Origin of the sequence: Cellulomonas sp. ES6, assembly GCF_030053835.1 — a bacterium.
In the GTDB taxonomy this organism is placed as follows: Bacteria; Actinomycetota; Actinomycetes; order Actinomycetales; family Cellulomonadaceae; genus Cellulomonas.
This window is the reverse complement of the sequence record NZ_CP125655.1, coordinates 1,976,248-1,999,596: the sequence shown is the minus strand read 5'-3', so window position 1 is coordinate 1,999,596 and position 23,349 is coordinate 1,976,248. Positions and strand designations below refer to the sequence as shown.

The 23,349-nt window shown below is 75.3% G+C and carries 20 protein-coding genes; 11 read left to right on the top strand and 9 right to left on the bottom strand.

The genetic code is table 11. The features are described 5' to 3' along the window. Nucleotides 1-95 precede the first annotated feature (95 nt). The 5 genes from P9841_RS09420 to P9841_RS09400 all read left to right on the top strand — a co-directional run bounded on the left by P9841_RS09420 (nt 96) and on the right by P9841_RS09400 (nt 8,019). Nucleotides 96-1,367 (top strand): extracellular solute-binding protein, encoded by a 1,272-nt coding sequence (locus P9841_RS09420; RefSeq protein WP_283321756.1) that lies wholly within the window; start codon nt 96-98, stop codon nt 1,365-1,367. A gap of 4 nt (nt 1,368-1,371) precedes the next feature. Continuing rightward, complete coding sequence (locus P9841_RS09415) at nt 1,372-2,337, top strand: carbohydrate ABC transporter permease (RefSeq protein ID WP_283321755.1); 966 nt, start codon at nt 1,372-1,374, stop codon at nt 2,335-2,337. Between the two features lie 5 nt (nt 2,338-2,342). Continuing rightward, nucleotides 2,343-3,245, top strand: coding sequence for a carbohydrate ABC transporter permease (locus P9841_RS09410; protein ID WP_222171108.1), 903 nt, complete (start codon nt 2,343-2,345; stop codon nt 3,243-3,245). Between the two features lie 91 nt (nt 3,246-3,336). After that, nucleotides 3,337-6,771 carry a GH36-type glycosyl hydrolase domain-containing protein gene (locus P9841_RS09405; protein WP_283321754.1) on the top strand — a complete coding sequence of 1,145 codons (3,435 nt, stop codon included), beginning with the start codon at nt 3,337-3,339 and terminating at the stop codon, nt 6,769-6,771. A gap of 60 nt (nt 6,772-6,831) precedes the next feature. Continuing rightward, the gene (locus P9841_RS09400) at nt 6,832-8,019 is read left to right on the top strand and encodes a glycoside hydrolase family 1 protein (protein ID WP_283321753.1); all 1,188 of its coding nucleotides are present in this window, start codon (nt 6,832-6,834) and stop codon (nt 8,017-8,019) included. 68 nt (nt 8,020-8,087) lie between these two features. On the opposite strand, the gene P9841_RS09395 is transcribed toward P9841_RS09400, so the two are convergent. The 7 genes from P9841_RS09395 to P9841_RS09370 form a co-directional block, all read right to left on the bottom strand. Continuing rightward, nucleotides 8,088-9,521, bottom strand: a complete 1,434-nt coding sequence (locus P9841_RS09395; protein ID WP_283321752.1) for a dicarboxylate/amino acid:cation symporter — start codon at nt 9,519-9,521, stop codon at nt 8,088-8,090. An 84-nt stretch (nt 9,522-9,605) separates the two neighbouring features. Then, nucleotides 9,606-9,677 carry a putative leader peptide gene (locus P9841_RS19150; RefSeq protein ID WP_374225953.1) on the bottom strand — a complete coding sequence of 24 codons (72 nt, stop codon included), beginning with the start codon at nt 9,675-9,677 and terminating at the stop codon, nt 9,606-9,608. 169 nt (nt 9,678-9,846) lie between these two features. Further along, complete coding sequence (acs, locus tag P9841_RS09390; protein ID WP_283321908.1) at nt 9,847-11,796, bottom strand: acetate--CoA ligase; 1,950 nt, start codon at nt 11,794-11,796, stop codon at nt 9,847-9,849. A gap of 187 nt (nt 11,797-11,983) precedes the next feature. Then, entirely contained in the window at nt 11,984-13,333 is a 1,350-nt protein-coding gene (locus P9841_RS09385; protein WP_283321751.1) for a hypothetical protein, read from the bottom strand. A gap of 146 nt (nt 13,334-13,479) precedes the next feature. Then, complete coding sequence (locus P9841_RS09380) at nt 13,480-14,364, bottom strand: formate/nitrite transporter family protein (protein ID WP_283321750.1); 885 nt, start codon at nt 14,362-14,364, stop codon at nt 13,480-13,482. 59 nt (nt 14,365-14,423) lie between these two features. Then, nucleotides 14,424-15,545: a 23S rRNA (uracil(747)-C(5))-methyltransferase RlmC gene (rlmC, locus tag P9841_RS09375; protein ID WP_283321749.1), complete on the bottom strand. Its 1,122-nt coding sequence runs from the start codon at nt 15,543-15,545 to the stop codon at nt 14,424-14,426. 43 nt (nt 15,546-15,588) lie between these two features. Beyond that, the gene (locus tag P9841_RS09370; RefSeq protein ID WP_283321748.1) at nt 15,589-17,031 is read right to left on the bottom strand and encodes an NAD-dependent malic enzyme; all 1,443 of its coding nucleotides are present in this window, start codon (nt 17,029-17,031) and stop codon (nt 15,589-15,591) included. 588 nt (nt 17,032-17,619) lie between these two features. Between P9841_RS09370 and P9841_RS09365 the strand changes: the two genes are divergently transcribed. Continuing rightward, nucleotides 17,620-18,471 (top strand): Fic family protein, encoded by an 852-nt coding sequence (locus P9841_RS09365; RefSeq protein ID WP_283321747.1) that lies wholly within the window; start codon nt 17,620-17,622, stop codon nt 18,469-18,471. A gap of 21 nt (nt 18,472-18,492) precedes the next feature. On the opposite strand, the gene P9841_RS09360 is transcribed toward P9841_RS09365, so the two are convergent. Continuing rightward, nucleotides 18,493-18,876, bottom strand: a complete 384-nt coding sequence (locus P9841_RS09360) for an ArsR/SmtB family transcription factor (protein WP_283321746.1) — start codon at nt 18,874-18,876, stop codon at nt 18,493-18,495. A gap of 106 nt (nt 18,877-18,982) precedes the next feature. Here P9841_RS09360 and arsM point away from each other — a divergent pair, with 106 nt between their 5' ends. The 5 genes from arsM (at nt 18,983) to P9841_RS09335 (ending at nt 21,723) form a co-directional block, all read left to right on the top strand. Further along, complete coding sequence (arsM, locus tag P9841_RS09355) at nt 18,983-19,810, top strand: arsenite methyltransferase (protein WP_283321745.1); 828 nt, start codon at nt 18,983-18,985, stop codon at nt 19,808-19,810. After that, nucleotides 19,810-20,010, top strand: a complete 201-nt coding sequence (locus P9841_RS09350) for a hypothetical protein (RefSeq protein ID WP_283321744.1) — start codon at nt 19,810-19,812, stop codon at nt 20,008-20,010. Before arsM ends, P9841_RS09350 begins: the two co-directional genes overlap by 1 nt. Nucleotides 20,011-20,130: 120 nt before the next feature. Beyond that, complete coding sequence (locus P9841_RS09345; RefSeq protein ID WP_283321743.1) at nt 20,131-20,403, top strand: ArsR/SmtB family transcription factor; 273 nt, start codon at nt 20,131-20,133, stop codon at nt 20,401-20,403. Further along, the gene (locus tag P9841_RS09340; protein ID WP_283321742.1) at nt 20,400-21,458 is read left to right on the top strand and encodes a permease; all 1,059 of its coding nucleotides are present in this window, start codon (nt 20,400-20,402) and stop codon (nt 21,456-21,458) included. Before P9841_RS09345 ends, P9841_RS09340 begins: the two co-directional genes overlap by 4 nt. Before the next feature lie 19 nt (nt 21,459-21,477). Next, the gene (locus P9841_RS09335; protein WP_283321741.1) at nt 21,478-21,723 is read left to right on the top strand and encodes a thioredoxin family protein; all 246 of its coding nucleotides are present in this window, start codon (nt 21,478-21,480) and stop codon (nt 21,721-21,723) included. 63 nt (nt 21,724-21,786) lie between these two features. On the opposite strand, the gene P9841_RS09330 is transcribed toward P9841_RS09335, so the two are convergent. Continuing rightward, nucleotides 21,787-23,208: an FAD-dependent oxidoreductase gene (locus tag P9841_RS09330; RefSeq protein ID WP_283321740.1), complete on the bottom strand. Its 1,422-nt coding sequence runs from the start codon at nt 23,206-23,208 to the stop codon at nt 21,787-21,789. Nucleotides 23,209-23,349: the final 141 nt, after the last annotated feature.

Sequence of the window (23,349 nt, the reverse complement as noted above, 5' to 3'; positions counted from 1 at the left end):
GCGCTTAACATCACACACGATCTAAGCGCATAGACCCGTGAGGCGCACCGTGCGCCGATCAGCCGCCGCACCGTCCGTTCGAGGAGGAACGACCCATGATCCGTCCCGCTGCGCGTGTCGCCCTGGTGACCGCGCTCGCCCTGACCGCACTCACCGCGTGCGGCCGCTCCGACGACACCGGCACCGGCAGCACCGACGAGTCCACCCTGTCCTCCGGGGCCGCCTCCGGCGAGCTGACCGTGTGGGCCATGGGTGCCGAGGGCGAGGCCCTGCCGGACTTCGTGCAGGACTTCGTCGCCGACAACCCCGACGTCGACATCGAGGTCGTCCCGATCCCGTGGGACGCCGCCCGCGACAAGTTCCAGACCGCGATCGCCGCCGGCACCACGCCGGACGTCGCGATGATGGGCACCACGTGGATGGCCGAGTTCGGCGACGCGTTCGCCCCGGTGCCCGACGGCATCGACACCGGCGACTTCTTCGAGGGCTCCGTCGGCACCACGGAGCTCGACGGCCAGGCGGTCGGCGTCCCGTGGTACGTCGACACCCGCGTCCTGTACTACCGCACCGACCTCGCCGAGCAGGCCGGTTGGGACGAGGCGCCCGCCGACTGGGACGAGCTGCAGCAGATGCTCACCGACATCAAGGACAAGACGGACGCCGAGTACGGCATCCGCATGCTGGCGTCCGGCAACGACGCGTTCCAGGGCTCGCTCTGGGCTCCGTGGTCCAACGGCGCGAGCCTCATGGACGACGACGGCACCGAGTGGACGCTCGACACCCCGGAGATGGCCGAGGCGTACGAGTACTACACGTCGTTCTTCGACAAGGGCCTCGCGGACGCCCAGGCCGACCGGACCCCCGGCGCCACCGAGGCCGACTTCGTCGCCGGCCGCGTCGGCGCGTTCATCGAGGGCCCGTTCATGATGGGGTCGCTCGAGCAGCTCGGCGGCGAGGAGTTCGCCGACCAGTACGCCACCGCGCGGATCCCCGCCGGGAAGACGTCCACCTCGTTCGCGGGCGGCTCCAACCTCGTGGTCTTCAACGACTCCGACAACCAGGACGCCGCCTGGAAGCTCGTCGACTGGCTGACCCAGCCCGACGTGCAGGTCGACTTCTACGAGCTCACGGGCGACCTGCCGTCGCAGCAGTCCGCCTGGGACGACCCGGCCCTGGCCGACGACGAGAAGCTGGCCGTCTTCGGCGAGCAGCTCCAGGACACCCAGTCCCCGCCGGTCAACACCGCGTGGGTCCAGGTGGCCGCCGCCGCCGACTCCGCCCTGGAGCGCATGATCGTCAGCGGCGAGGAGCCGGCCGACGCGCTCGCCGCCCTCCAGGAGCAGGCCTCGTCGATCGGCGTGGGCTGACGCCATGAGCGCGACCACCACCCGTGCGGCCGGGGCCACCGGTCCCGGCCGCACGGCCAGCCGCCGCAGCACGCCGGAGCGCGGGCCCGTCGCCGCGCGCCGACGCCGTCAGGGCCGGGTCGCGTGGCTGTTCGCCGCGCCGTTCGTCCTGGTCTTCGGGTTCTTCATGCTCGTGCCGCTGCTGTCGTCGTTCGGGATGTCCTTCACGGACTTCACCGCGCGCGACGTCCGCAGCCCGCTCGCCGTGAACTTCGTGGGCCTCGACCAGTACGTGACGCTGTTCGGCGACGCGAGGTTCCTGAAGTCGCTCGGGGTCACGGCGACGTTCGTGGTGATCGGCATCCCCGTGACGATGGCCGTCGCCCTGCTGCTGGCGATCGCGCTCAACAACGGCATCGGCCGGTTCCGCGCGGCGTTCCGGGTCGGGTTCTACGCCCCCGTCGTCACCAGCATCGTCGCGGTGTCGGTGGTGTGGCGGTACATGCTGCAGCCCGACGGCCTCATCAACACCGCGCTCGGCTGGGTCGGCATCGACGGGCCGTCGTGGCTCACGGACACGCGGTGGGCGCTGCCCGCGCTGATCCTCATGGCGGTGTGGCGGAACGTCGGCACGCTCATGGTGATCTTCCTGGCCGGCCTCCAGGCCGTCCCCGCGGACGTGCAGGAGGCCGCGACGATGGACGGCGCCTCCGCCTGGCGCCGGCTGGTCAGCATCACGCTGCCCCTGCTGCGCCCGACGCTGCTGCTCGGCGCCGTGCTCGTCTCCGTCGGGTACCTGCAGTTCTTCGAGGAGGCCTTCGTGATGACGCAGGGCGGCCCGCTGGACTCCACCCTGTCGACGGCCTACTACACGTTCGAGCAGTTCGGCTTCGGCAAGTACGGGCAGGCGTCCGCCGCCTCGTACGTGCTGTTCCTGGCGATCGCGCTCCTGAGCCTGCTGCAGTTCCGGCTGCTGCGCTCGAAGGACTGAGGGACATGGCCACCACGACACCGCCCGTGACCCCCGCCGTGCCCGCGCCCCGCGCGCAGGCCGCCCCGCCGCGGTCCCCGCGCCGCCGCCGGTTCCCGACCGGGCGCGCGCTGACCTACACCGTCCTCGTCGTCGGCGTCGCGCTCTGGCTGCTGCCGTTCGTGTGGATGGTGCTCGGGTCGGTCAAGACGCAGCGCGAGATCCTCACCCGGCCGCCGACCTGGTGGCCGCAGGAGCCGACCGGCGCGAACTTCGCCACCTGGTTCGACGAGCTGCACTTCACGCAGTACTTCACGAACTCGTTCGTCGTCGCCGTCGTGACGGTGCTCGGGAACCTGCTGTTCTGCTCGATGGTCGGCTACGCGCTGGCCAAGATGGACTTCGCCGGCAAGAAGGTGCTGTTCACGGTCGTGATGACCATGCTCATGGTCCCCGGCGTCGTGACGTTCGTGCCGCTGTTCGTCATGGTCACCAAGCTCGGGCTGCTCAACACGTACGCCGCGCTGATCCTGCCGTTCGTCACCCAGCCCGTCGGCGTGTTCCTCATGCGGCAGTTCATGCTCGGCATCCCGGACGAGCTCCTGGAGGCCGCGCGCATGGACGGCGCGGGGGAGCTGCGGATCTTCGCGCGGGTCGTGATGCCGCTGTGCGGCCCGCCGCTCGCGACGCTCGGCATCCTGACGTTCCTCGGCTCCTGGAACAACTTCCTGTGGCCGCTGGTCGCCTCGCAGAGCCAGGACATGTACACGCTGCCGGTGGCGCTGTCGCTGTACTCGACCGGGCAGCGCGGCACCGACTACGGCCTGCTGCTCGCCGGCGCGGTGCTCATCATCACGCCGATCCTGCTGCTGTTCCTGGCCCTGCAGCGCTACTTCATCCAGGGCGTGGCCACCACCGGCCTGAAGTGACACCGGGTGCGCCGTCGCGCGACGGCGCACCCGGCGTCCGGCCCCGCGTCCGGCCGTCCCGCACCGCACCACCGAAGAGGTTCCCGCACCGATGACCCGCACCCTCCTGCGCCCGCAGCACCGCACCGAGCCCGACACCGGCGTGGCCGCGCCCGGCGGCGTCGACGTCCGGCTCACCCCCGCGGGCGACGTGCGCGCGATCCGCGCCCCCGGCGGCCTGCTCGTCAACCAGTACGTGCCGGGGCCGCACGACGTCGCGACCGGCGGCCTGCACCTGCGCCGCACCGGCCCCGGCGGCGTGGACGCGGTGCCGCTGACGGGCGCCCGGTCGTCCGCCGCGCACCGGGTCGGCGACGGGTGGGTCCGCTGGGACGGGTCCGGCCTGGGCGTGCGCTGGACCGTGCACCTCGTGCTGGACCCGGACCGCACGGCCTGGGTGTGGCGCGTCGAGCTCGCGGCGGAGGGCGGCGCCGAGCCCGGCACGACGTACGACGTGGCGTTCCTGCAGGACCTGTCGCTGTCGCCGGAGGCCGCGGCGCAGTCGTCCGAGCCGTACGTGAGCCAGTACGTCGCGCACCGCCTGGAGCGGGACGCGCGGTTCGGCCGCGTGGTGCTGAGCCGGCAGACGATGACCTCCGCGCCGGCCCTGCCGCTCGCGGCGGTGGCGCTCGCCGAGGGCGCGGTCGCGGCCGGCACCGACGCGTTCGACCTCCACACCCCCCGGGCGCGCGCCGGGCTGACGCCGGCGTTCCTCACCGGCGAGCCGTGGCCGGACCGGGTGCGGCAGCACGAGATGGCCACGGCCGCCCTGCTGTCCCACCCGAGCGACCTGGCGACGCCGCGCGTCCTGCACGCCGTGACCGGGTTCTGGCCGGACCGGCGCGGCCCGATGACGGCGGTGCTCGCGGAGCTGCCCGCACTCGCGGACGACCTGGTCGCGCGCGCCGGCATCGCGGCGGCGACGTCCGCACCCGCGGGACCGGTGCGCGACGAGCGCTCGCTGCTGGCCACCGCCCCGCTGCTGTCCGGCGCCCCGCTCACGGACGACGCCCTGCTCGCGTTCGGCGACGGGGCGCGGTACCCGGAGCGGGACGCCGACTCCGGCGCGCTGCTGACGTTCTTCACCTCCGGCGGCGCCCACGTCGTGCGCGGGGAGAAGGACCTGCTGCTCGACCGGCCGCACGGCCACGTGCTGCTCTGCGGCGACGCGCTCGCCCCGGACCGCCCGACCCTGTCGACCACCGTGTTCGCGCACGGGGTGGTCGGCTCGCACACGGTGCTGGGCAACACGTCGTTCGACCGGTTCGCGAGCGTGCACCGCAACCACCTCAACCTGCTGCGGTCCAACGGCGTGCGGGTGCTGGTGCGCCGCGACGGCGGGGCGACCTCCGCGGAGGGCGTCGCGGCGGGTCCGGGCGACGCGTGGCGGCTGCTCGGCCAGCCGTCGGCGTTCGTGCTCGACGTCGGCGAGGCCCGCTGGCTGTACCGGTGGGCGGACCTCGAGGTGGAGGTGCGGACCGTCGCCGCCTCCGACCGCGCGGTCCTGCTGACCGAGGTGCGCGCCTCCGCAGACCTGGACGTGCTGGTCACGACCGACGTCGAGCTCGGTGACGGGGCGTGGCGCGCGGAGCCGTCGGACGACGGCGCCGCGCTCGCCTTCCGCGCGGAGCCCGGCACCGCGGTGGCGGAGCACCACGACGCGCTCACCTACGTCCTGGCCGCGTCGCCCGGCGCGACGGTCGCGGGCGACGGCGTGCTGCTGCCCGACGGCGAGGACCGCGGCACGTCCGTGGTGACGGTCCGCGCGTCCGCGACCCGGCTGCTGCGCGTCGCCGTCGCGGCGGACCTGGAGCGCGGGGCCGTGGCGGTGCCGGAGGCCGTCAGCGTCGTGGCCGAGGGGCTCGACCGCGCCCGGCACGCCGCCGGGCACCGGGCGACGCTCGCCGCGCTGACCCGCGACCTGCGGGTCGCGCCCGGCTCCCGGCTCGCGGAGCTCGAGGTGCTGCTGCCGTGGTGGGCGCACGACGCGCGGGTGCACTTCCTGGTGCCGCACGGTCTCGAGCAGTACTCGGGCGCCGCGTGGGGCACCCGCGACGTGTGCCAGGGGCCGTTCGAGCTGCTGCTCGCCGCCGGCCGGTTCGCGACCGCGCGCGACGTGCTGCTGCGGGTGCTGTCCCGGCAGTCGGTCGCGGGGACGTTCCCGCAGTGGTTCATGTTCGACGACTACGCCGAGGTGCTGCAGGAGCACGCGCACGGCGACGTGGTGGTCTGGCCGCTGTTCGCGCTCGGGCAGTACCTGCGGGCGACCGGTGACCTGGGCGTGCTGGACGAGGTGGTGCCGTTCCGCGACGGCGGGCCCGCGACCGTCGCCGCCCACGTGGAGGCGCTGCTCGCGTACCAGGAGGAGAACCGCGTCCCCGGCACCGCGCTGCCGGCGTACGGCGAGGGCGACTGGGACGACACCCTGCAGCCCGCGCGCCCGGAGATGCGGGAGCGGATGACGTCGACCTGGACGGCCGCGCTCACGTACCAGGCGCTGACGCTGACCGCCGGGGAGCTGGCCGGTGCCCCGGCGCCCGGCGTGCGGACGCTCGCCGACCGCATGGCGTCCGCCGCCGCGGACGTGCTCGCCGACGTCCGGCGGCTGCTGCTGCCCGACGGCGTGGCGGCCGGCTTCGCGACCGTCGAGGACGGCGAGGCCACGCCGGTCATCCACCCGCGCGACACGTCGACGGGCCTCACGTACCGGCTCATCGCGATGACCCGCCCCGTCATCGCCGAGCTGTTCGACGCCGACGAGGCCGCCCGGCACGAGGCGATCGTGCGCGAGCACCTGCACTTCCCCGACGGCGTGCGCCTGACGAACCGCCCGGCACGGTTCGCCGACGGCGAGGTCGAGAGCTTCCTGCGCGCCGAGCAGGCGGCGTTCTTCGGCCGCGAGGTCGGGCTGATGTACGTGCACGCGCACGTGCGCTGGGTCGAGGCGCTCGCGAGCCTGGGCCGCGCCGCGGTCGGCGAGGAGCTGCTGCGGCTGTCCCCCATCGGGATGCGGGACCGGGTGCCCAGCGCCCTGCCGCGCCAGCGCACCTGCTACACGTCGTCGTCCGACGCGACCTTCCCCGACCGGTACGCCGCCGCCGAGGGCTTCGACCGGCTGCGCACCGGCGACGTCCCGACGGCCGACGGCTGGCGGGTCTACTCCTCCGGGCCCGGCATCTACCTGCGCCAGGTGGTCCAGGGCCTGCTCGGCCTCGAGGAGCGCGCGGACGTGCTGGTGCTCGACCCGGCGCTGGCCCCCGAGGACGACGGCCTCGAGGTCGACGTGGTGCTGGCCGGGCGGAGCCGGCGCGTCCGGTACCACGTGGACCCGGCGGCGGCCGGCGTCGAGGTGCGCCTGGACGGCGCGTCCGCGCCGGCGCCCGCCACGCCGCAGCCGCGCCGGTACCGCACCGGGGGGGCGGCCGTGCCGCTCGACCTGCTGCGGGACGTCGCCGTGCTGGACGTCCGGACCCCGCCGGGCTCCTGACGCCGGCGCGGCCGCGCCGAGCCCCTAACCACCCCCGACCCCCGACGAGAAGGACCACCCATGACCGTCCGCCGCTTCCCCGACGGCTTCCTGTGGGGCGCCGCCACGGCCGCCCACCAGGTCGAGGGCAACAACGTGAACTCCGACTGGTGGGTGCGCGAGCACGCCCCGGGCACCGACCTGCCCGAGCCGTCCGGCGACGCCGCCGACTCCTACCACCGGTACCCCGAGGACATCGCGCTGCTGGCGGGGCTCGGCCTGAACACGTACCGCTTCAGCATCGAGTGGGCCCGGATCGAGCCCGAGCAGGGCTACGTGTCGCGGGCGCAGCTCCAGCACTACCGCCGCATGGTCGACACCTGCCGCGAGCACGGGCTCACCCCGTCGGTGACGCTGCACCACTTCACGCACCCGCGCTGGTTCGCGAGGCTCGGCGGCTGGCGCAACCCCGTCGCGCCCGACCTGTTCGCCCGCTACACCGAGGCGGTGCTGCCGGTGCTCGGCGACGACGTCGAGTGGGTGTGCACCGTCAACGAGCCCAACATGGTCGCGATGACCCGCGGCGAGGAGGGCACCGAGATGACGGCGTCCCGCCTGCCGGCGCCCGACCCGCAGATCACGGACGCGCTGATCGCGGCGCACGGGCGCTCGCGGGACGTGCTGTCCGGCGTCGGGCAGGTGCGGTCCGGGTGGTCCGTCGCGACGCAGGCGTACCACCCCGCCACGCCGGACGCCGTCGAGGCGACGGCCGCCTACGGGTACCCGCGCGAGGACGTGTTCCTCGACGCGGCCGCCGGCGACGACTGGATCGGCGTGCAGGCGTACCTGCGCACGTTCATCGACCGGGACGGGCGGCCCGTGCCCGTCGCCGACGACGTCGAGAAGACCCTCATCGGCTGGGAGTACTTCCCGCCCGCGCTCGGCATCGGCGTCCGCAACGCGTGGGCCCGCACCGGCGGCGTGCCGGTGGTCGTCACGGAGAACGGCATCGCCACGCAGGACGACGCCCGCCGCATCGACTACACCCACGACGCCCTGGTCGGGCTGCACGACGCGATGGCCGACGGCATCGACGTGCGCGGGTACCTGCACTGGTCGGCGCTCGACAACTACGAGTGGGGCTCGTACACCCCGACGTTCGGGCTCATCGCCTGGGACCGGCAGACGTTCGCGCGCACGCCGAAGCCCAGCGCGCACTGGCTCGGGCAGGTCGCCCGCTCCGGCGAGCTGACCCACCCGCACCGCTGACGCCCGCCGCCGGGCCCGCCCGCGCGCGGGCCCGGCGGGTCAGCCGGGTGTGAGGAGCCGGGCGTCGCTCAGCGGGCCCCGGCAGCGCCGACCGGCTCGGCCTCGCGCGCGCCGTCCGCGCCCGGGGCGGCGTCCGCGTCCTCGGTGAAGAGGTCCTCCGCCTGGGCGGAGTCGTACTGCGCCTGGTCGAGGATGCCCTCGCGCTTCGCGACGACCGTCGGCACCAGCACCTGGCCCGCGACGTTCACGGCCGTGCGGCCCATGTCGAGGATCGGGTCGATGGCCAGCAGCAGCCCGACGCCCGCGAGCGGCAGCCCGACGGTCGACAGCGTGAGGGTCAGCATGACGATCGCGCCCGTGAGGCCCGCGGTGGCCGCCGACCCGACGACCGACACGAACGCGATGAGCACGTAGTCGAGCACCGACAGGTCGATGCCGAAGATCTGCGCGACGAAGATCGCCGAGATCGCCGGGTAGATCGAGGCGCAGCCGTCCATCTTCGTGGTCGCCGCCAGCGGCACCGCGAACGACGCGTACTCCGACGGGACGCCGAGGTTGCGCTCCGTGACGCGCTGCGTGACCGGCATGGTGCCGATCGAGGACCGGGAGACGAACGCGAGCTGGATGGCCGGCCACGCGCCGCGGAACCAGCGCAGCACGCTGAGGCCGTTCAGCCGCAGGATCACCGGGTACACGACGAGCAGCACGAGCGCGAGGCCGACGTAGACCGCGACCGCGAACCGCCCGAGGGACGCCAGGGAGTCCCAGCCGTAGGCGGCGACGGCGTGCCCGACGAGGCCGAGCGTGCCGATCGGCGCGAGCCGGATGATCCACCACAGCACCTTCTGCACGACGACGAGCGCCGACCGCACGAACGTCAGGAACGGGTCGGCCTTGGGGCCGGTGCGCAGCACCGCGACGCCGATGACGATCGCGACCACGATGATCTGCAGCGCGTTGAAGCTGACGGACGTGCTGAGCGTGCCGTCGTCCGCCGCGGACGTGCTGGCGCCCAGGCCCAGCACGTTCCCCGGGATGAGGCCCTGCAGGAAGTCGGTCCACGAGCCGGTCCGGCCCGGGTCGGACGCCCGGTCGAGCGAGATGGTCGTGTGCCTGCCGGGCTGGAGCACCAGGCCGAGCACGATGCCGATCACCACCGAGACCGCGGCGGTGATCGCGAACCACAGCAGCGTCCGCCAGGCGAGCCGGGCGCCGTTCGCGACGTTCCGCAGGTTCGCGACCGAGGCGACGATCGCGGTGAAGATCAGCGGCGGGACGATCGCCCGCAGGAGCGTGACGAACGACGAGCCGATGGTGTCGAGCGTCGAGGTGAGCCAGTTCGGCGTCTCGGCGTCGGTCCCGGCGTCGACGGGGCCGATGGCGAGCGCGACGGCGCCGAGGGCGACGCCGAGCACGAGCGCGAGGACGATCTGGGTGCCGAAGCTGCCCAGCAGGGTGCGGGCGCGCGAGCGCTCGCGGACCGCGGGTGCGGTGGAGGACATGGCAGGGCCTTTCGCCGGGCGCGCCGCAGCGGCCCGGAGGGGACGGGGGAGGTGCCCGCGTGGCGGGCCGGGACCGGGGTGCGGTCAGCGACAGAGCGCGCTGGCGACCCGGCGGAGGTCGACGGCGCGACGCGCGGTGAGGTCCCACCCGGTCATGTCGACGTGCCCCCTGGTCTCGCTGCGGTCGGCGCCGGCGCGCGCCCCGTGGAACCCGGGGCCGGCGGGCCGGCACGCCCCGCCGTGGCGGGGCAACCGCGCCATCGTACGGACCGGGCGCCCGGTGCGCGCGCCGACCTCTCACGCACCGGACGTCTGCGACGTGCCGTCAGGCCCGCGGCGCCGCCAGGCCCTGCTGGATGAGGTCCATGACCGAGGAGTCGGCGAGGGTGGTCGCGTCGCCGACCTGCCGGTGCTCGGCCACGTCGCGCAGCAGCCGGCGCATGATCTTCCCGGAGCGCGTCTTCGGCAGCTCGGGCACGACGAGGATCGTGCGGGGCTTGGCGATCGGCCCGATCTGCCGGGCGACGTGGGCGCGCAGCTCGGTGGCGACGTCCTCCGGGGAGGCTGCCGCGGCGTCGCCGCGCAGGATCACGAACGCGACGACGGCCTGCCCGGTCGTGTCGTCGGCGGCGCCGACCACGGCGGCCTCCGCGACGGACGGGTGCGACACCAGCGCCGACTCGATCTCCGTGGTGGACAGGCGGTGGCCGGACACGTTCATGACGTCGTCGACGCGCCCGAGCAGCCAGATGTCGCCGTCCTCGTCCTTCTTGGCGCCGTCGCCGGCGAAGTACAGGCCGGGGAACCGCGACCAGTACGTGTCGCGGAACCGCTGCTCGTCGCCCCAGATGCCGCGCAGCATCGACGGCCAGGGCTTCGTCAGCACGAGGTAGCCGCCGGAGCCGTTCGGCACGGGGTGCGCGTCGTCGTCGAGGACGTCGGCGGCGATGCCCGGCAGCGGGGTCTGCGCCGACCCGGGCTTCGCCGTGGTGACGCCGGGCAGCGGGCTGATCATGATCGCGCCGGTCTCGGTCTGCCACCAGGTGTCGACGACCGGCGTGCGGTCCCCTCCGATCACCCGGCGGTACCAGGTCCACGCCTCCGGGTTGATGGGCTCGCCCACCGACCCGAGCACGCGCAGGCTCGACAGGTCGAACGCGCCCGGCACGTCCTCGCCCCACTTCATGCACGTGCGGATCGCCGTCGGGGCGGTGTACAGGATCGACACCCGGTACTTCTGCACGATCTCCCACCAGCGCCCGCGGTGCGGGGTGTCGGGGGTGCCCTCGTAGATCACCTGGGTCGCGCCGTTCACCAGCGGGCCGTAGACGACGTACGAGTGGCCGGTCACCCAGCCGATGTCGGCGGTGCACCAGTAGACGTCCGTCTCCGGCTTGAGGTCGAAGACGTTGCGGTGCGTCCACGCGGTCTGCGTGAGGTAGCCGCCGGTGGTGTGGAAGATGCCCTTCGGCTTCCCGGTCGTGCCCGAGGTGTAGAGGATGAACAGCGGGTGCTCGGCCTCGACGGCCACGGGCTCGTGGTGGTCGTCGGCCGTGTCGACCGCGTCGTGCCACCAGACGTCGCGCTCGGGCGTCCACGGCACGTCCTGGCCGGTCCGCCGGACGACGAGCACGTGGCGCACCAGGTCGCCGCTGCCCTTGGCGAGCGCCTCGTCGACGGTCGGCTTCAGGGGGCTCGGGGCCCCGCGCCGGTAGCCGCCGTCGGCGGTGATGACGACGGACGCCTCGGCGTCGACGATGCGGGAGTGCAGGGCCTCCGCGGAGAAGCCGCCGAACACCACCGAGTGGGGCGCGCCGATCCGGGCGCACGCGAGCATCGCGACGACGGCCTCGGGGATCATCGGCAGGTAGATCGCGACCCGGTCGCCGGTGCGCACGCCCAGCGCGGTCAGGGCGTTCGCGGCCCGCGACACCTCGCGCTGCAGGTCGGCGTACGTGAGCGTGCGGGTGTCGCCCGGCTCGCCCTCGAAGTGCAGCGCCACCCGGTCGCCGTTCCCCGCCTCGACGTGGCGGTCCACCGCGTTGTACGCCGCGTTGAGGCGCCCGTCGGCGAACCAGCGCGCGACCGGGGCGCCCGACCAGTCGAGCACCTCCTCGAACGGCTGCGACCAGTCGAGGAGCGAGCGCGCCTGCTCGGCCCAGAACTCCAGCGGCGCGGCGTTGGCCCAGGCGTACAGCTCCGCGTGCGCGTTCGCCTGCGCGGCGAACTCCGGGTCCGGCGGGAACCGGCGGTCCTCGGTGAGCAGGTTCTCCAGGCTCTCGCGCCGGGAGCCCGCGTCCCCCTCGGGCGGCGTGGGCTGCGCGGTCTGCGGAGCGGAGTTGTCGACGGCCACGGGTGCCTCCAGCGCAACGACGTCGGTGCGGTCGGGTGGCGGACCGTGCGGCCCGCGCCCACCGCACTCTAGTAGGACTTTCGTCCCGTGCGAGGGGAGGCGGCGCAGGTCAGTCGCGCGGCAGCCACCGGCGTCGGGCGGCCGCGACGGTCAGCCCCGCGGCGAGCAGCAGCGCCCCGACGACGAACACGGTCCCGGAGGTCGCGGTGACCGTCGCCCGCGTCACCGACCCCGTCGTGCTGTCCGTCGCGAACCACCGCACGGTGTCCGCGTGCGTCGTCGCCGGCACGTACAGGTACACGACGCCCACCACCGCCGCGACGAGGCCCGCGGTCACCGGCACCGCCGGCGTCCACAGGCCCAGACCGACGACGATCGCGAGCACCAGCACCCCGGCGGTGACCAGCACGACGCCGACCGGGTCGTACGACGCGTCCCAGCCCGGTGCCTGCGCCCCGAGCACCCGCGACTGACCCAGCACGGTCACCCAGACACCCACCGCGCCCAGCAGCAGGCCGACCAGGACGCCCAGCAGGTGCCGGCCGGCGCCACCGCCCGGGCGGCGGACCGGCTCCGGGCGCGGAGCCGCGGACCCGGCGCGGCGCGAGCGCACGGCGGCCGGCGCGGGGCCCGCGTCGTCGGCGCGCTCGGTGCCGCCGGCCGGCGGGGCCGCGGCGGCGGGCAGCGCCCCGGTGGCCGAGGGCGTGGCGGGGGCGGCCGCGGGGTCCCCGTACGGCACCGTCGCGTCCGACGGGCCCGTGCCCGGGAAGTCCGGCGACGCCGCGGGGGTGCCGGCGGGGGTCGCCGGGGTCGCCGGGGTCGCCGGGGTCGTCGACGCGCCGGCAGGAGCCGCGTCCGCGGTCAGCGCGGTCGCCGCGCGGGCCTCGGCGATGCTCGTGCGTCGCACCGGCTCGGCCGGCCGGGCGGGCTCGGACGCCGTCGCCGCCGGAGCCGTGCCCGCGGCGGGGGTCGTCGGCAGCGGCGCGGTCGGGGAGCCGGTGCCGTCGGAGACGGTCGCCGTCGGGCGGCCCGCCGGGGAGCCCGAGGGGAGGGCCGACGGCGCCGGGTCCTCCGGCGCGGGCGGGGTCGGCGCGGGGCGCGACGCGCGGTGCCCGGTCATCCCGCGGGACGGGGTGCTCGGCGGGGTGGTCGGCGGGGCGGCCGTGGTCGGCGCGGGGCTCGTCGTGTCCGGCGCGTCCACGGCGCTGCGGGCGGTCGTGCCCGCCGTGCCGGTCGTGCCTGCCGCGTTCGGCGTGCTGGTCGCGCTGCTCGTGCCTGTCGCGCTGGTCGTGCCGGTCGTGCCTGTCGTGCCGGCCGCGCCCTCCGCCGCGCCGCCCGTGCCGCCGTCATCGGGCACGGTCGGCTGCGCCGCGGTCGCCGGCGTCGCGTCGTCGGCGGTGCGTGCCGTCTCCGGCGCCTCGCCGTCGCCCTGCTGCTCCCGGTCGGGGGTGCTCGTCATGTCTGCTCCCTTGCCGTGCGGGGAGCGGCCGGCGCCGCCCGTCGCGCGTCTGCGCCGTCACCCGGACGGCCCTGGTGCGTACGACGGTAGAGCGCAGCGCCGCGCGCCGCCGGGTGGGCGCGCCCGGGATGTCCGGATCGGAGGCGTCAGCGGACGCCGGCGGCCTCCGGCTCGCGCGCCGCTCCGGCGTCGCCGGGGGCCTCCGCGGCGACCTCGGCCGTGGCCGCGGGTGCGGCCGACGCGGGGGCGTCCGCCGGCCGGGCCGGGCTCGCGGCCGCGACGTTCGCGGCGCCCACGAGCAGGCCGCCGCCGACGAGGTTCCCGAGCCCCACGAACAGCACGTTCCGCGCGAACTCCCCGACCGTCGCCTCCGGCAGGCCCCCCATGAGGCCGAACGAGAACGTGGTCATGTTCGCCACGACGTGCTCGAACCCGGAGGTGATGAAGACCATCACGCAGGCGAAGATCACGATGATCTTCGCGACCTCGTTCTGCAGGCGCCCGGCGCACCAGATGGCCAGGCACACCATGAGGTTGCACATGACGCCGCGGAAGAACAGCTCGGTGCCGGTCTCGTGGGCCTTGTGCTCGACCATCGTCGCGATCATGCGACCCGCGGGGGTGTCCGGGCCCAGCGCGCCCGAGAAGTGCAGGATCGCCGCGAGCACGACGGCCCCGAGCAGGTTCCCCGCGAGGCAGGCCAGGAGCGTCGCCCCGGCGCGCGCCCACGAGATCGTGCCGCGCAGCGCGCCCTGGGTGAAGACCATCATCCCGGAGGTCGCGAGCTCGCCGCCGGCCACGACGACGATGGTCAGGGCGACCCCGAACACCAGCCCCTGCACCAGCGGCGTGAACCCGGAGCCCGCGTCGGCGAGCGGGCCGCCCGCGGTCGCCATGATGACGACGCCGAGGCCGATGTACGCGCCGGCGAGCATGGTGTTCACCAGGTAGACGCCGGGGCGGCGGGCCAGGTCGGTCTTGGTCCGGGCCGCGCGCGTCTGGTAGTCGAGGGCCTCGGCCACGGTCAGCATGGGCAGAAGCGTCCCCCGCGTCCAGGCCCGAGACGTGGGACGAAAGGCACGCCGCCGCCTCAGCGGGAGAGCGCGACGACCACCTCGTAGTGGCCCGTCTGGGGGAACATGTCGAGCAGCTGCGCCCGCCGGGGCCGCAGCGACGGCATCGCGGCGAGGTCCCGGGCGAGCGAGGCGGCGTTGCAGGACGAGTAGACGACGTCCCGCACGCCCGACGCCTCCAGCCAGCCCGCGAGCGCCGGGCCGATCCCGCGCCGCGGCGGGTTCACCACCACGAGGTCCGGGGGCTCGGCGGCGGCGAGGGCGAACGCGGTCGCGTCGCCGGTCTCGAACCGCACGCCGGTCAGCCCGAGGTCGGCGCCGCTCTGCCGGGCGCTGGCGACGGCCTCCGCGCTGGTCTCGATCCCGACGACCTCGCGCCCGGGGCGTGCGACGTGCAGCGCGAAGCCCCCGACACCGCAGTACAGGTCCCACACCCGGGTCGGCGCGGCCGCGTCCACCCAGTCCCGGCCCACCCGGTACAGCGCCGCGGCGACGTCGGTGTTCGTCTGGAAGAAGCTCTGCGGGCGCAGGTGCAGGTCGACGTCGTTGACGCGCATCCGCAGCGTCGCGCGCTCCGTCAGCACGACCTCCTCGGGGCCCTCCAGGACGGCCTTGTGCTCCGGCAGCAGGTTCGCGGAGACGACGACGGCCCGCGGCAGGGCGGCCAGCAGCCACGGCAGGTGCTTGCGCAGCCGCGGGAGCGCCTCCGTGGACCGCAGCACGAACCGCAGCATCAGCTCGTCGTCGGGGGACTGGGTGACCAGCACGTACTTCAGCTCGCCGCGCCGCGCCGGCACGTCGTACGGCACCAGCCGCGCGAGGCCGATGAACTCCGCGACCACCGGCAGCGCGGCCTGCAGCGACGCCGGGTACAGGCCGCAGTCCCGCAGGTCGACGCCCGCGCCGCCGGGGTCGAGGATCCCCAGCGTCGGTGCGTCGACCGTGCCGCCGACGGCGAGCTTCGCCTTGTTGCGGAACCCGGACTCGGCGCTCGCCACCGGCGGCAGCCACTCGGGCCGCCCGGCCGGCGCGAGCAGGTCCCGGCAGCGCTCCTGCTTCGCGGCGAGCTGGTCGGCGTACGGCTGCTCGATGAGGGTGCAGGAACGGCACCGGGCGGCGTCGTAGTGGTGGCACTGCACCCCGCGATCCTACGGTCGGCCCGGGTGGCGTCCCGGGCGTCCGTCAGGCCCGGGGGACCGGGACCACGGCCACCGCCCCGGTGTCGGCCCGCGGCCCCTGCGCGGCCTCCGCGACCTGCGCGACCGCCGCGGCGACGGTGGCGGCGACGTCCGGGTGGAACACGCTCGGGATGATGTACGCGGGGTTCAGCTCCTCCGGGGACACGACCGACGCGAGCGCGCGCGCCGCCGCGAGCAGCATGGCGTCGGTGATGACGTGGGACCGCGCGTCGAGCAGCCCGCGGAACACCCCGGGGAACGCCAGGACGTTGTTGATCTGGTTCGCCACGTCGCTGCGGCCCGTCCCGACGACGGCGGCGTGGCGGGCGGCCTCCACCGGGTCGACCTCGGGCCGGGGGTTCGCCAGCGCGAACACGACGGCGCCCGGCGCCATCGTCGCGATGTCGTCCCCGGTGAGGATGTTCGGGGCGCTCACGCCGATGAACACGTCCGCGCCCGCGAGCGCGTCGCGCAGCGTGCCGGTCACCCCGCGCGGGTTGGTGTGCTCGGCGATCCACCGCAGCTCCGGCGACGCGAGCGGCCGGCCGGCGTGCACGAGCCCGTCGATGTCCGCGACCACCACGTCCCGCACGCCCGCGGCGAGCAGCAGCTTCAGCACGGCCGTGCCCGCCGCCCCGGCGCCGGACAGCACCAGCCGCACGTCCCCGATGCGCTTGCCGACCACCTGCAGGGCGTTGGTCAGCGCGGCGGTCACGACGATCGCGGTGCCGTGCTGGTCGTCGTGGAACACCGGGATGTCGAGCCGCTCCCGCAGCCGCCGCTCGACCTCGAAGCAGCGCGGCGCCGAGATGTCCTCGAGGTTGATGCCGGCGAACACCGGCGCCACCCGCACGACGGTCTCGACGATCTCGTCGACGTCCGTCGTGTCGAGCGCCAGCGGGAACGCGTCGATCCCGGCGAACCGCTTGAACAGCGCCGCCTTCCCCTCCATGACGGGCAGCGCGGCGAGCGGGCCGATGTCGCCGAGCCCGAGCACCGCCGTGCCGTCCGTGACCACCGCGATGGTGTTGCGCTTGATCGTCAGCCGGCGGGCGTCGTCGGGGCGGGCGGCGATGGCCTCGCAGACCCGGGCCACGCCGGGGGTGTACGCCATCGACAGGTCGTCGCGGTTGCGCAGCGGCACCTTCGACTCGATGGACAGCTTCCCGCCGAGGTGCATGAGGAACGTCCGGTCGCTGACCCGCTCGACGTCCACGCCCGGCAGCGCGCGCAGCGCCTCGACGATCTGCGCGGCGTGCTCCTCGCCGCTGGTCGCGCAGGTCACGTCGACGGTGATCCGCTCGTGCCCGGACGCCGTGACGTCGAGGGCGGTGACGATGCCGCCGGTCTGCTCGATCGCGGACGTCAGCTCCGACACGGCCGTGGGCCGGGCCTCGACGTGCAGGCGGGCGGTGATGGACGAGGACACGCTCGGGGTGGAGACCATGGGGTCAGTGTGGCGCGGATCACGTCCTCCCGCGCGGACCACCCTGCGGCCCCGCCGTACCCCGGCCGCGCGGCCCTCCCGCGCCCCGCGGCCTCCCTCGCGCTCTCCGCGCGCTCCCCGTGCAGTCCCTCTCGCACTCTCGTCGCGCTGAGATGCCAGGACATGCCCGGGGTCGCGCCCGGTCGCCCGGCGTGTCCTGGCATCTCGGTGGCGGAGGGTTCGCGCGGGAGCGGGCTGCGGGCCTGCGCTCCTCGCGCTCCTCGCGCTCCCCGCTCGCACTCTCGTCGCGCCGAGATGCCAGGACGCGCCCGGGGTCGCGGCCGGCCGCCCGGCGTGTCCTGGTATCTCGGTGGCGCAGCGTGTGCGTGGGAGGGGGCTGCGGGCGCGCGGGAGAGACGGTCGTCACGCGCGGGCCCTGCGTGGTGCGGGCGAGCGGGTGCGGCGTGGGTGGACGGGTGCGGCGTGGGTGGACGGGTGCGGCGCGGGTGCGGGGCGCGGCGCGGGTGGACGGGCGGTCCGCCCTGCGGTCCCCGCGCCCCGGCCCCCGGCCCGGGCCGAGGTCCCGTCCGGGGTTCGTAGGGTGGCCCCGTGACCGGCGACCCCCTCGTGCCCCTGCTGGACCTGCCCGGCGTGCGGGACGCCGTGGACCGGGCGCGGGTCGCGTGCGAGGAGCTGCGCTGGCACGAGGCGTTCCGGCGCCGGTGGCGCGAGGTGCGGGCGGAGGCGGACCTGCGGGCGGCGCGTGCGAGCGCGGCGGTGGACGGCGCCCCGGTCCCGCTCAGCGCGGTGCGCGCGCTGGCGACGGGGTCCGGGGCGGACGCCGGCGACGGGGCGCTGCGGCTCGCGGGCGGCTCGCTGCGGGTCACGGTGCTGGCGGCGACGTGGCGCCCCGACCTCGGCGGCCCGTCGGCGGCGACGCTGCCCCCGCTCGGTCACGTCCTGGCGCGCCTGCACGCCGCGGCGGGGGCCGGGTGGCTGCCCGACGAGGACCTGGGGCGGGTGCGCGGGGCCGGGGTCGCGCCGCGGGACCTGGGCGGTCTCGGACCGGCACCCGACGGGGGCGAGGTCGCCGAGCGGCTCGCCCTGCTGACGCGCACCGTCACCGCGACCCGCGCGCCCGGGCTCGTGGTCGCCGCGGTCGCGCACGGGGAGCTCCTCGCACTGCGACCGTTCGCGGCGGGCAACGGGGTGGTCGCCCGCGCGGCGGCCCGGCTGCTGCTGACGACCCGCGGCCTCGACCCGACGGGAGCCGTGGTGCCGGAGGTCGCCTGGGAGGCGGGTCTGCAGCCCTACCTGGCGGCGGCGGCGCGGTTCGCGACGGGGACGCCCGACGGGGTCGCCGCCTGGCTGGTCGGCTGCGCCGACGCGGTCGTGCGCGGGGCGGACGAGGGGCGCGCGGTCGCCGACGCGGTGCTGGCGGGGCGGCTCGGGGCGGTCTGAGCCCGGCGTCCTCGAGCCGTCTCAGGCGGCCGGCGCGCCCGCCAGGTGCGCCCCGAGGTGCCCAGTGAGGTCGGTGACCGCCTCCGGGACCAGCGTGTAGTACGCCCAGACGCCGCGCTTCTCGCGGGTGACGAAGCCCGCCTCGGTCAGCACCTTCAGGTGGTGCGACACGGTCGGCTGCGACAGCCCGACGGGCTCGGTGAGGTCGCAGACGCACGCCTCGCCGCCCTCGTGCGCGGCGATGATCGACAGCAGACGCAGGCGGGCCGGGTCGGCGAGCGCCTTGAGGGTGCGGGCGGTGCGCTCCGCGTCCTCGGCGTCCATCGGCGCGCCGGTGACCGGGGTGCAGCACGCGCCCGCGCGGGTCGTGGGGCCGGCGGCGACGGGGAGCAGGTCCAGGGCCATGCCCCGATCGTAGTTCACCGATCGACCGACGTCGATATTGACAGCGGTCGATCTCTCGCGCCACACTCCAGCCATCGACACACGTCGATGGGACGGAGGAGGAGTCATGGTGCAGGACATCCGGGAGCAGGTGCGGGCGCGGTACGCGCTCGCGGCGGTGCAGGGCAGCGGGGACGCCGGCTGCTGCGGGGGTGCGACGGGCGCGACGGGCGCGACGGGCGCTACGGCCGCGACGGCCGCGACGGACGCGGTCGGGTGCTGCGGGCCGCAGGACGTCGTCGTCGACGACAGGTTCGGCTCGGCGCTCTACGCCGCCGAGGACGCCGCGGCGGTGCCGCCGGAGGCGCTCGCGGCCTCGCTCGGCTGCGGGAACCCGCTGGTCGTGGCCGAGCTGCGCGAGGGAGAGCGGGTGCTGGACCTCGGGTCGGGCGGCGGCATCGACGTGCTGCTCTCCGCCCGGCGCGTCGGGCCCACCGGCTTCGCCTACGGGGTCGACATGACCGACGAGATGCTCGCGCTGGCCCGCGCCAACGCCGAGAGGGCCGGGGCGACCAACGTCGAGTTCCGCCGCGGCACGATCGAGGACCTGCCGCTCGACGACGCGTCGGTGGACGTCGTCATCTCCAACTGCGTGGTCAACCTGTCGCCCGACAAGCCCGCGGTGCTGGCGGAGGCGTTCCGCGTGCTCGCGCCCGGTGGGCGGGTCGGCATCTCCGACGTCGTCGCCGAGGACCACCTGACGCCCGAGCAGCGCGCGGAGCGCGGGTCGTACGTCGGCTGCATCGCCGGCGCCCTCTCCCGTGCGGAGTACCTGAGCGGCCTGGCGGCGGCGGGCTTCGTCGACGCCGAGGTCACGTTCACGCACCCGGTGGCGGACGGCATGCACGGCGCCGTGGTGCGCGCCCGCAAGCCCGAGCAGCCCGGGGAGGCGTGATGCACCCCGACCTGTCCCTGACCGCCTACCGCCAGCACGAGCGGGAGGTCGTGCGCGACGCCGAGCTGCGGCGCCGGGCGCGGGAGTGCCCGGGCTGCGTGGTGCGCGCCCGGCGGCGGCTGCTGGCCGCGGCGACCCTGCTCGGGGCGCGCCTCGGGAGGCGTGCGGCCCGGGTGGCGCCGGCCTGCTGCCCCGCGTGAGGGGCGTCCCGCCGGCGGACGAGACGTAGGTCCCTGGAGGACGGACCCGGGCGCTCCTATGTTTCGAACATGGTCGATTCAACCGCGGTTGAACTGGCACCCCGACCCGGGGGCGGCGCCGTGAGCCTGCTCTCGGCGGTCGGGGACCCGGTGCGCTGGTCCGTGCTGGAGCGGCTCGCCGACGGCCCCCGGTGCGTGTGCGACCTGCGCGCGCACGTCCCTGTGGCGCCGAACCTGCTGAGCTACCACCTCAAGGTCCTGCGGGACGCCCGTCTCGTGACCACGTCGCGGCGGGGCCGCTGGGTGGACTACTCGCTGGCGGAGGACGCGCACGAACGGCTCGTCGGTGCGCTCCCGACGGCGGGCCGGGTGCCGCTCCAGGAGGTCTCGTGACCGTCTCGCCGGTGCGCGGCCCGCGCGCCCACCCCGCGGTGCGGCGGTGGGTGCTCGGGCTCGGTGCGGCGCTGGCCTGGGTCGTCGCGTACCGGTTCAACGCCGCGCTGTGGGACTGGCTCGTGCTCGACGTCGGCGGCCTCGACCCGGCGTCCCGCTGGGGCTCGGGCGTCCACTTCTTCTTCTACGACTCGGTCAAGATCCTGCTGCTGCTGGTCGCGATCGTCTTCGTGGTGACCGTCGCGCGGTCGTTCATGTCGGTGGAACGCACCCGGGCGCTGCTCGGGGGTCGGCGGGAGGGGCTGGGCAACGTCGCCGCGGCCGGGCTCGGTGTCGTGACGCCGTTCTGCTCGTGCTCCGCGGTCCCCGCCTTCATCGGCTTCGTCTCCGCGGGCGTGCCCATCGGCGTGACGATGAGCTTCCTCATCGCGTCCCCGATGGTGAACGAGGTGGCGATCGCGCTGCTGCTCGGGCTCTTCGGCCCGGGGGCGACGTCGCTCTACATCGGCGCGGGCCTCGTGGTCGCGGTGGCCGGCGGGCTGGTCCTCGGGCGGGTGCACGCCGAGCGCTGGGTGGAGCCGTTCGTGTTCGAGGCGCGGTTGCGCGGCCAGGTGGTCACAGGGACCGCGGACCTGTCGTGGGACGACCGCCTCCGGATGGGGTGGGAGGAGGCGGTCGGCATCCTCCGGCGCATCTGGCCGTACCTGCTCGTGGGGATCGGCATCGGTGCGGTGATCCACGGCTGGGCGCCGGAGGACTTCTTCGCCCGTCACGCCGGGCCCGGCAACCCGTGGGCGGTGCCGCTCGCCGTCGTCGTGGGGATCCCGTTGTACTCCAACGCCGCCGGCATCCTGCCCCTCGTCGAGGCGCTGCACGACAAGGGTCTGCCGGTCGGCACGCTCCTGGCCTTCATGATGGCGGTCGTCGCGCTGTCGCTGCCCGAGATGATCCTGCTCCGCCGCGTGCTCCGGCCACCGTTGATCGCCGTCTTCGTCGCCGTGGTCGGCGGGGGGATCGTCCTGGTCGGGTACCTGTTCAACGCCGTCCTGGCGTGATCACGAGAGGGAGAGCACCATGCTGATCAAGATCCTCGGCCCGGGCTGCGCGAACTGCGTCGCGCTCGAGCGGGTCACCCGCGAGGCGCTCGCGGGGCTCGGGGTGGAGGCGGAGGTCGTGAAGGTGACCGACTACCCGGACATCGCCGCCTACGGGATCATGAGCACCCCGGGGCTCGTCGTCGACGAGCAGGTGCTCCTCGCCGGTCGCGTGCCGACGACGGCGCGCGTGACGGAGCTGCTCGCCGCCCACCTCGCGTCGTGAGGAGCGCGTCGGCCAGGGGGCGGCTCCGCGCGGGCAGGTCCCACGGGCGTCCCGGGCTCCCGGCTACCGCGTGACGGTCCCGCGCGCGGCCGGCTCCTGCCCGGCGCCCCGCCCGTGCTCGGCGACCCACTCCTGGGCCGCGACCTGCACCGCGTCCCAGGGTGAGCCGAGCGGGGGCGTGTAGGCGAGGTCAAGGTCGGCCAGCGCCGCGACGTCCATCTCGTGGAACAGTGCGGTGGCGACGGTGTCCACCCGCTTGGCGGTCTGCGTCGCGAGTGCCCCGACCAGCTGGGCGCCGAGCAGGCGGCCCGTGGCCACGTCGCCGGTGACCCGGATGTGCACCGGCGTGGCCCCGGGGTAGTACCTCTTGTGGTCGTCCGGGGTGCTGGCCGACGTCGCGGGCCGGAAGCCGGCGGCCACCGCCTCGTGCTCCCTCAGGCCCGTCCGGGCGGCGACCAGGTCGAACACCTTCACCACCTGCGTGCCGACCACGCCGGCGAACCGCGCCCGGCCGCCGACGGCGTTCTCCCCGGCGACCCGCCCCTGCTTGTGCGCCGTCGTGCCCAGCGGCAGGTACGTGGTGCCGAGCAGGCGGTGGTGGGTGGCCACGCAGTCGCCCGCCGCCCACACCTGCGGCAGACCCGTCGACATGTCCGGTCCGACGAGCACCGCGCCGCGGGGGCCGGTCGCGGCGCCGGCCCCGGCCAGCAGGTCGGTGTCCGGTCGCACGCCGACCACCACGAGGACCAGGTCCACCTCCCAGGCCGTGCCGCCCTGCGGCCCCGTCGCCGTCACGCGCAGCCGTGCGTCGGCGCCCGTCGCCCGCTCCACCCGGGTGACGGTGGTGGCCGTGCGGACGTCGACGCCGTTGCGGGTCAGCTCGGCCCGGACGAGGGCGCCGAGCTCGGGGTCGACCGTCGGCAGCACCTCGGGCAGCGCCTCGACCTGGGTGACGCGGATGCCGCGGGCGGTCAGGCCCTCGGCCATCTCCACACCCACGTACCCGGCGCCGACGATCAGCGCCGAACGCACCGGCGCACCGTCGAGCGCGCCGGTCAGCGCGAGCGCGTCGCCCATCGTGTGCAGCAGGTGCACCCCGTCGGCGGTGCCGAGCTCGTCGAGCCCGTCGACCGGGGGGCGGACGGGCACCGCGCCCGTCCCGACGACGAGCGCGTCGTGGTCCAGCCACCGCTCGGCGCCGGAGCCGTCGAGCACCTGCAGCCGTCGCCCGTCGACGTCGATGCGGGTGGCGACGGTGTCCAGCAGGAGGCTGATCCCGGCGTTCTCGAGCTGCTCACGCGTGCGGTGTGCGAGGTCCCGCCAGTCCGGCACGTCCCCGGACACGTAGTACGGGATCCCGCAGATCGAGTAGTTCGGGTAGGCGTCGGCCACCACGACGGTCACCTCGGCCAGCGGGTCGAGCTCGCGCGCGCGCAGTGCCGCGCTGATCCCGGCGTCCGAGCCGCCGACGACGACCACGTGCATGGACTGTCCCCCTCCTGGGTCGATGTCGCTGCGGCAAGTCAACACGAGTCCGGTGAACCGCAGGTGGTGGGTCGAGCACGGGAGATCGTTAGACAGACGTCTACTCATGGGGGTCGTTCGCCACACGTTCACCTGGAGTTC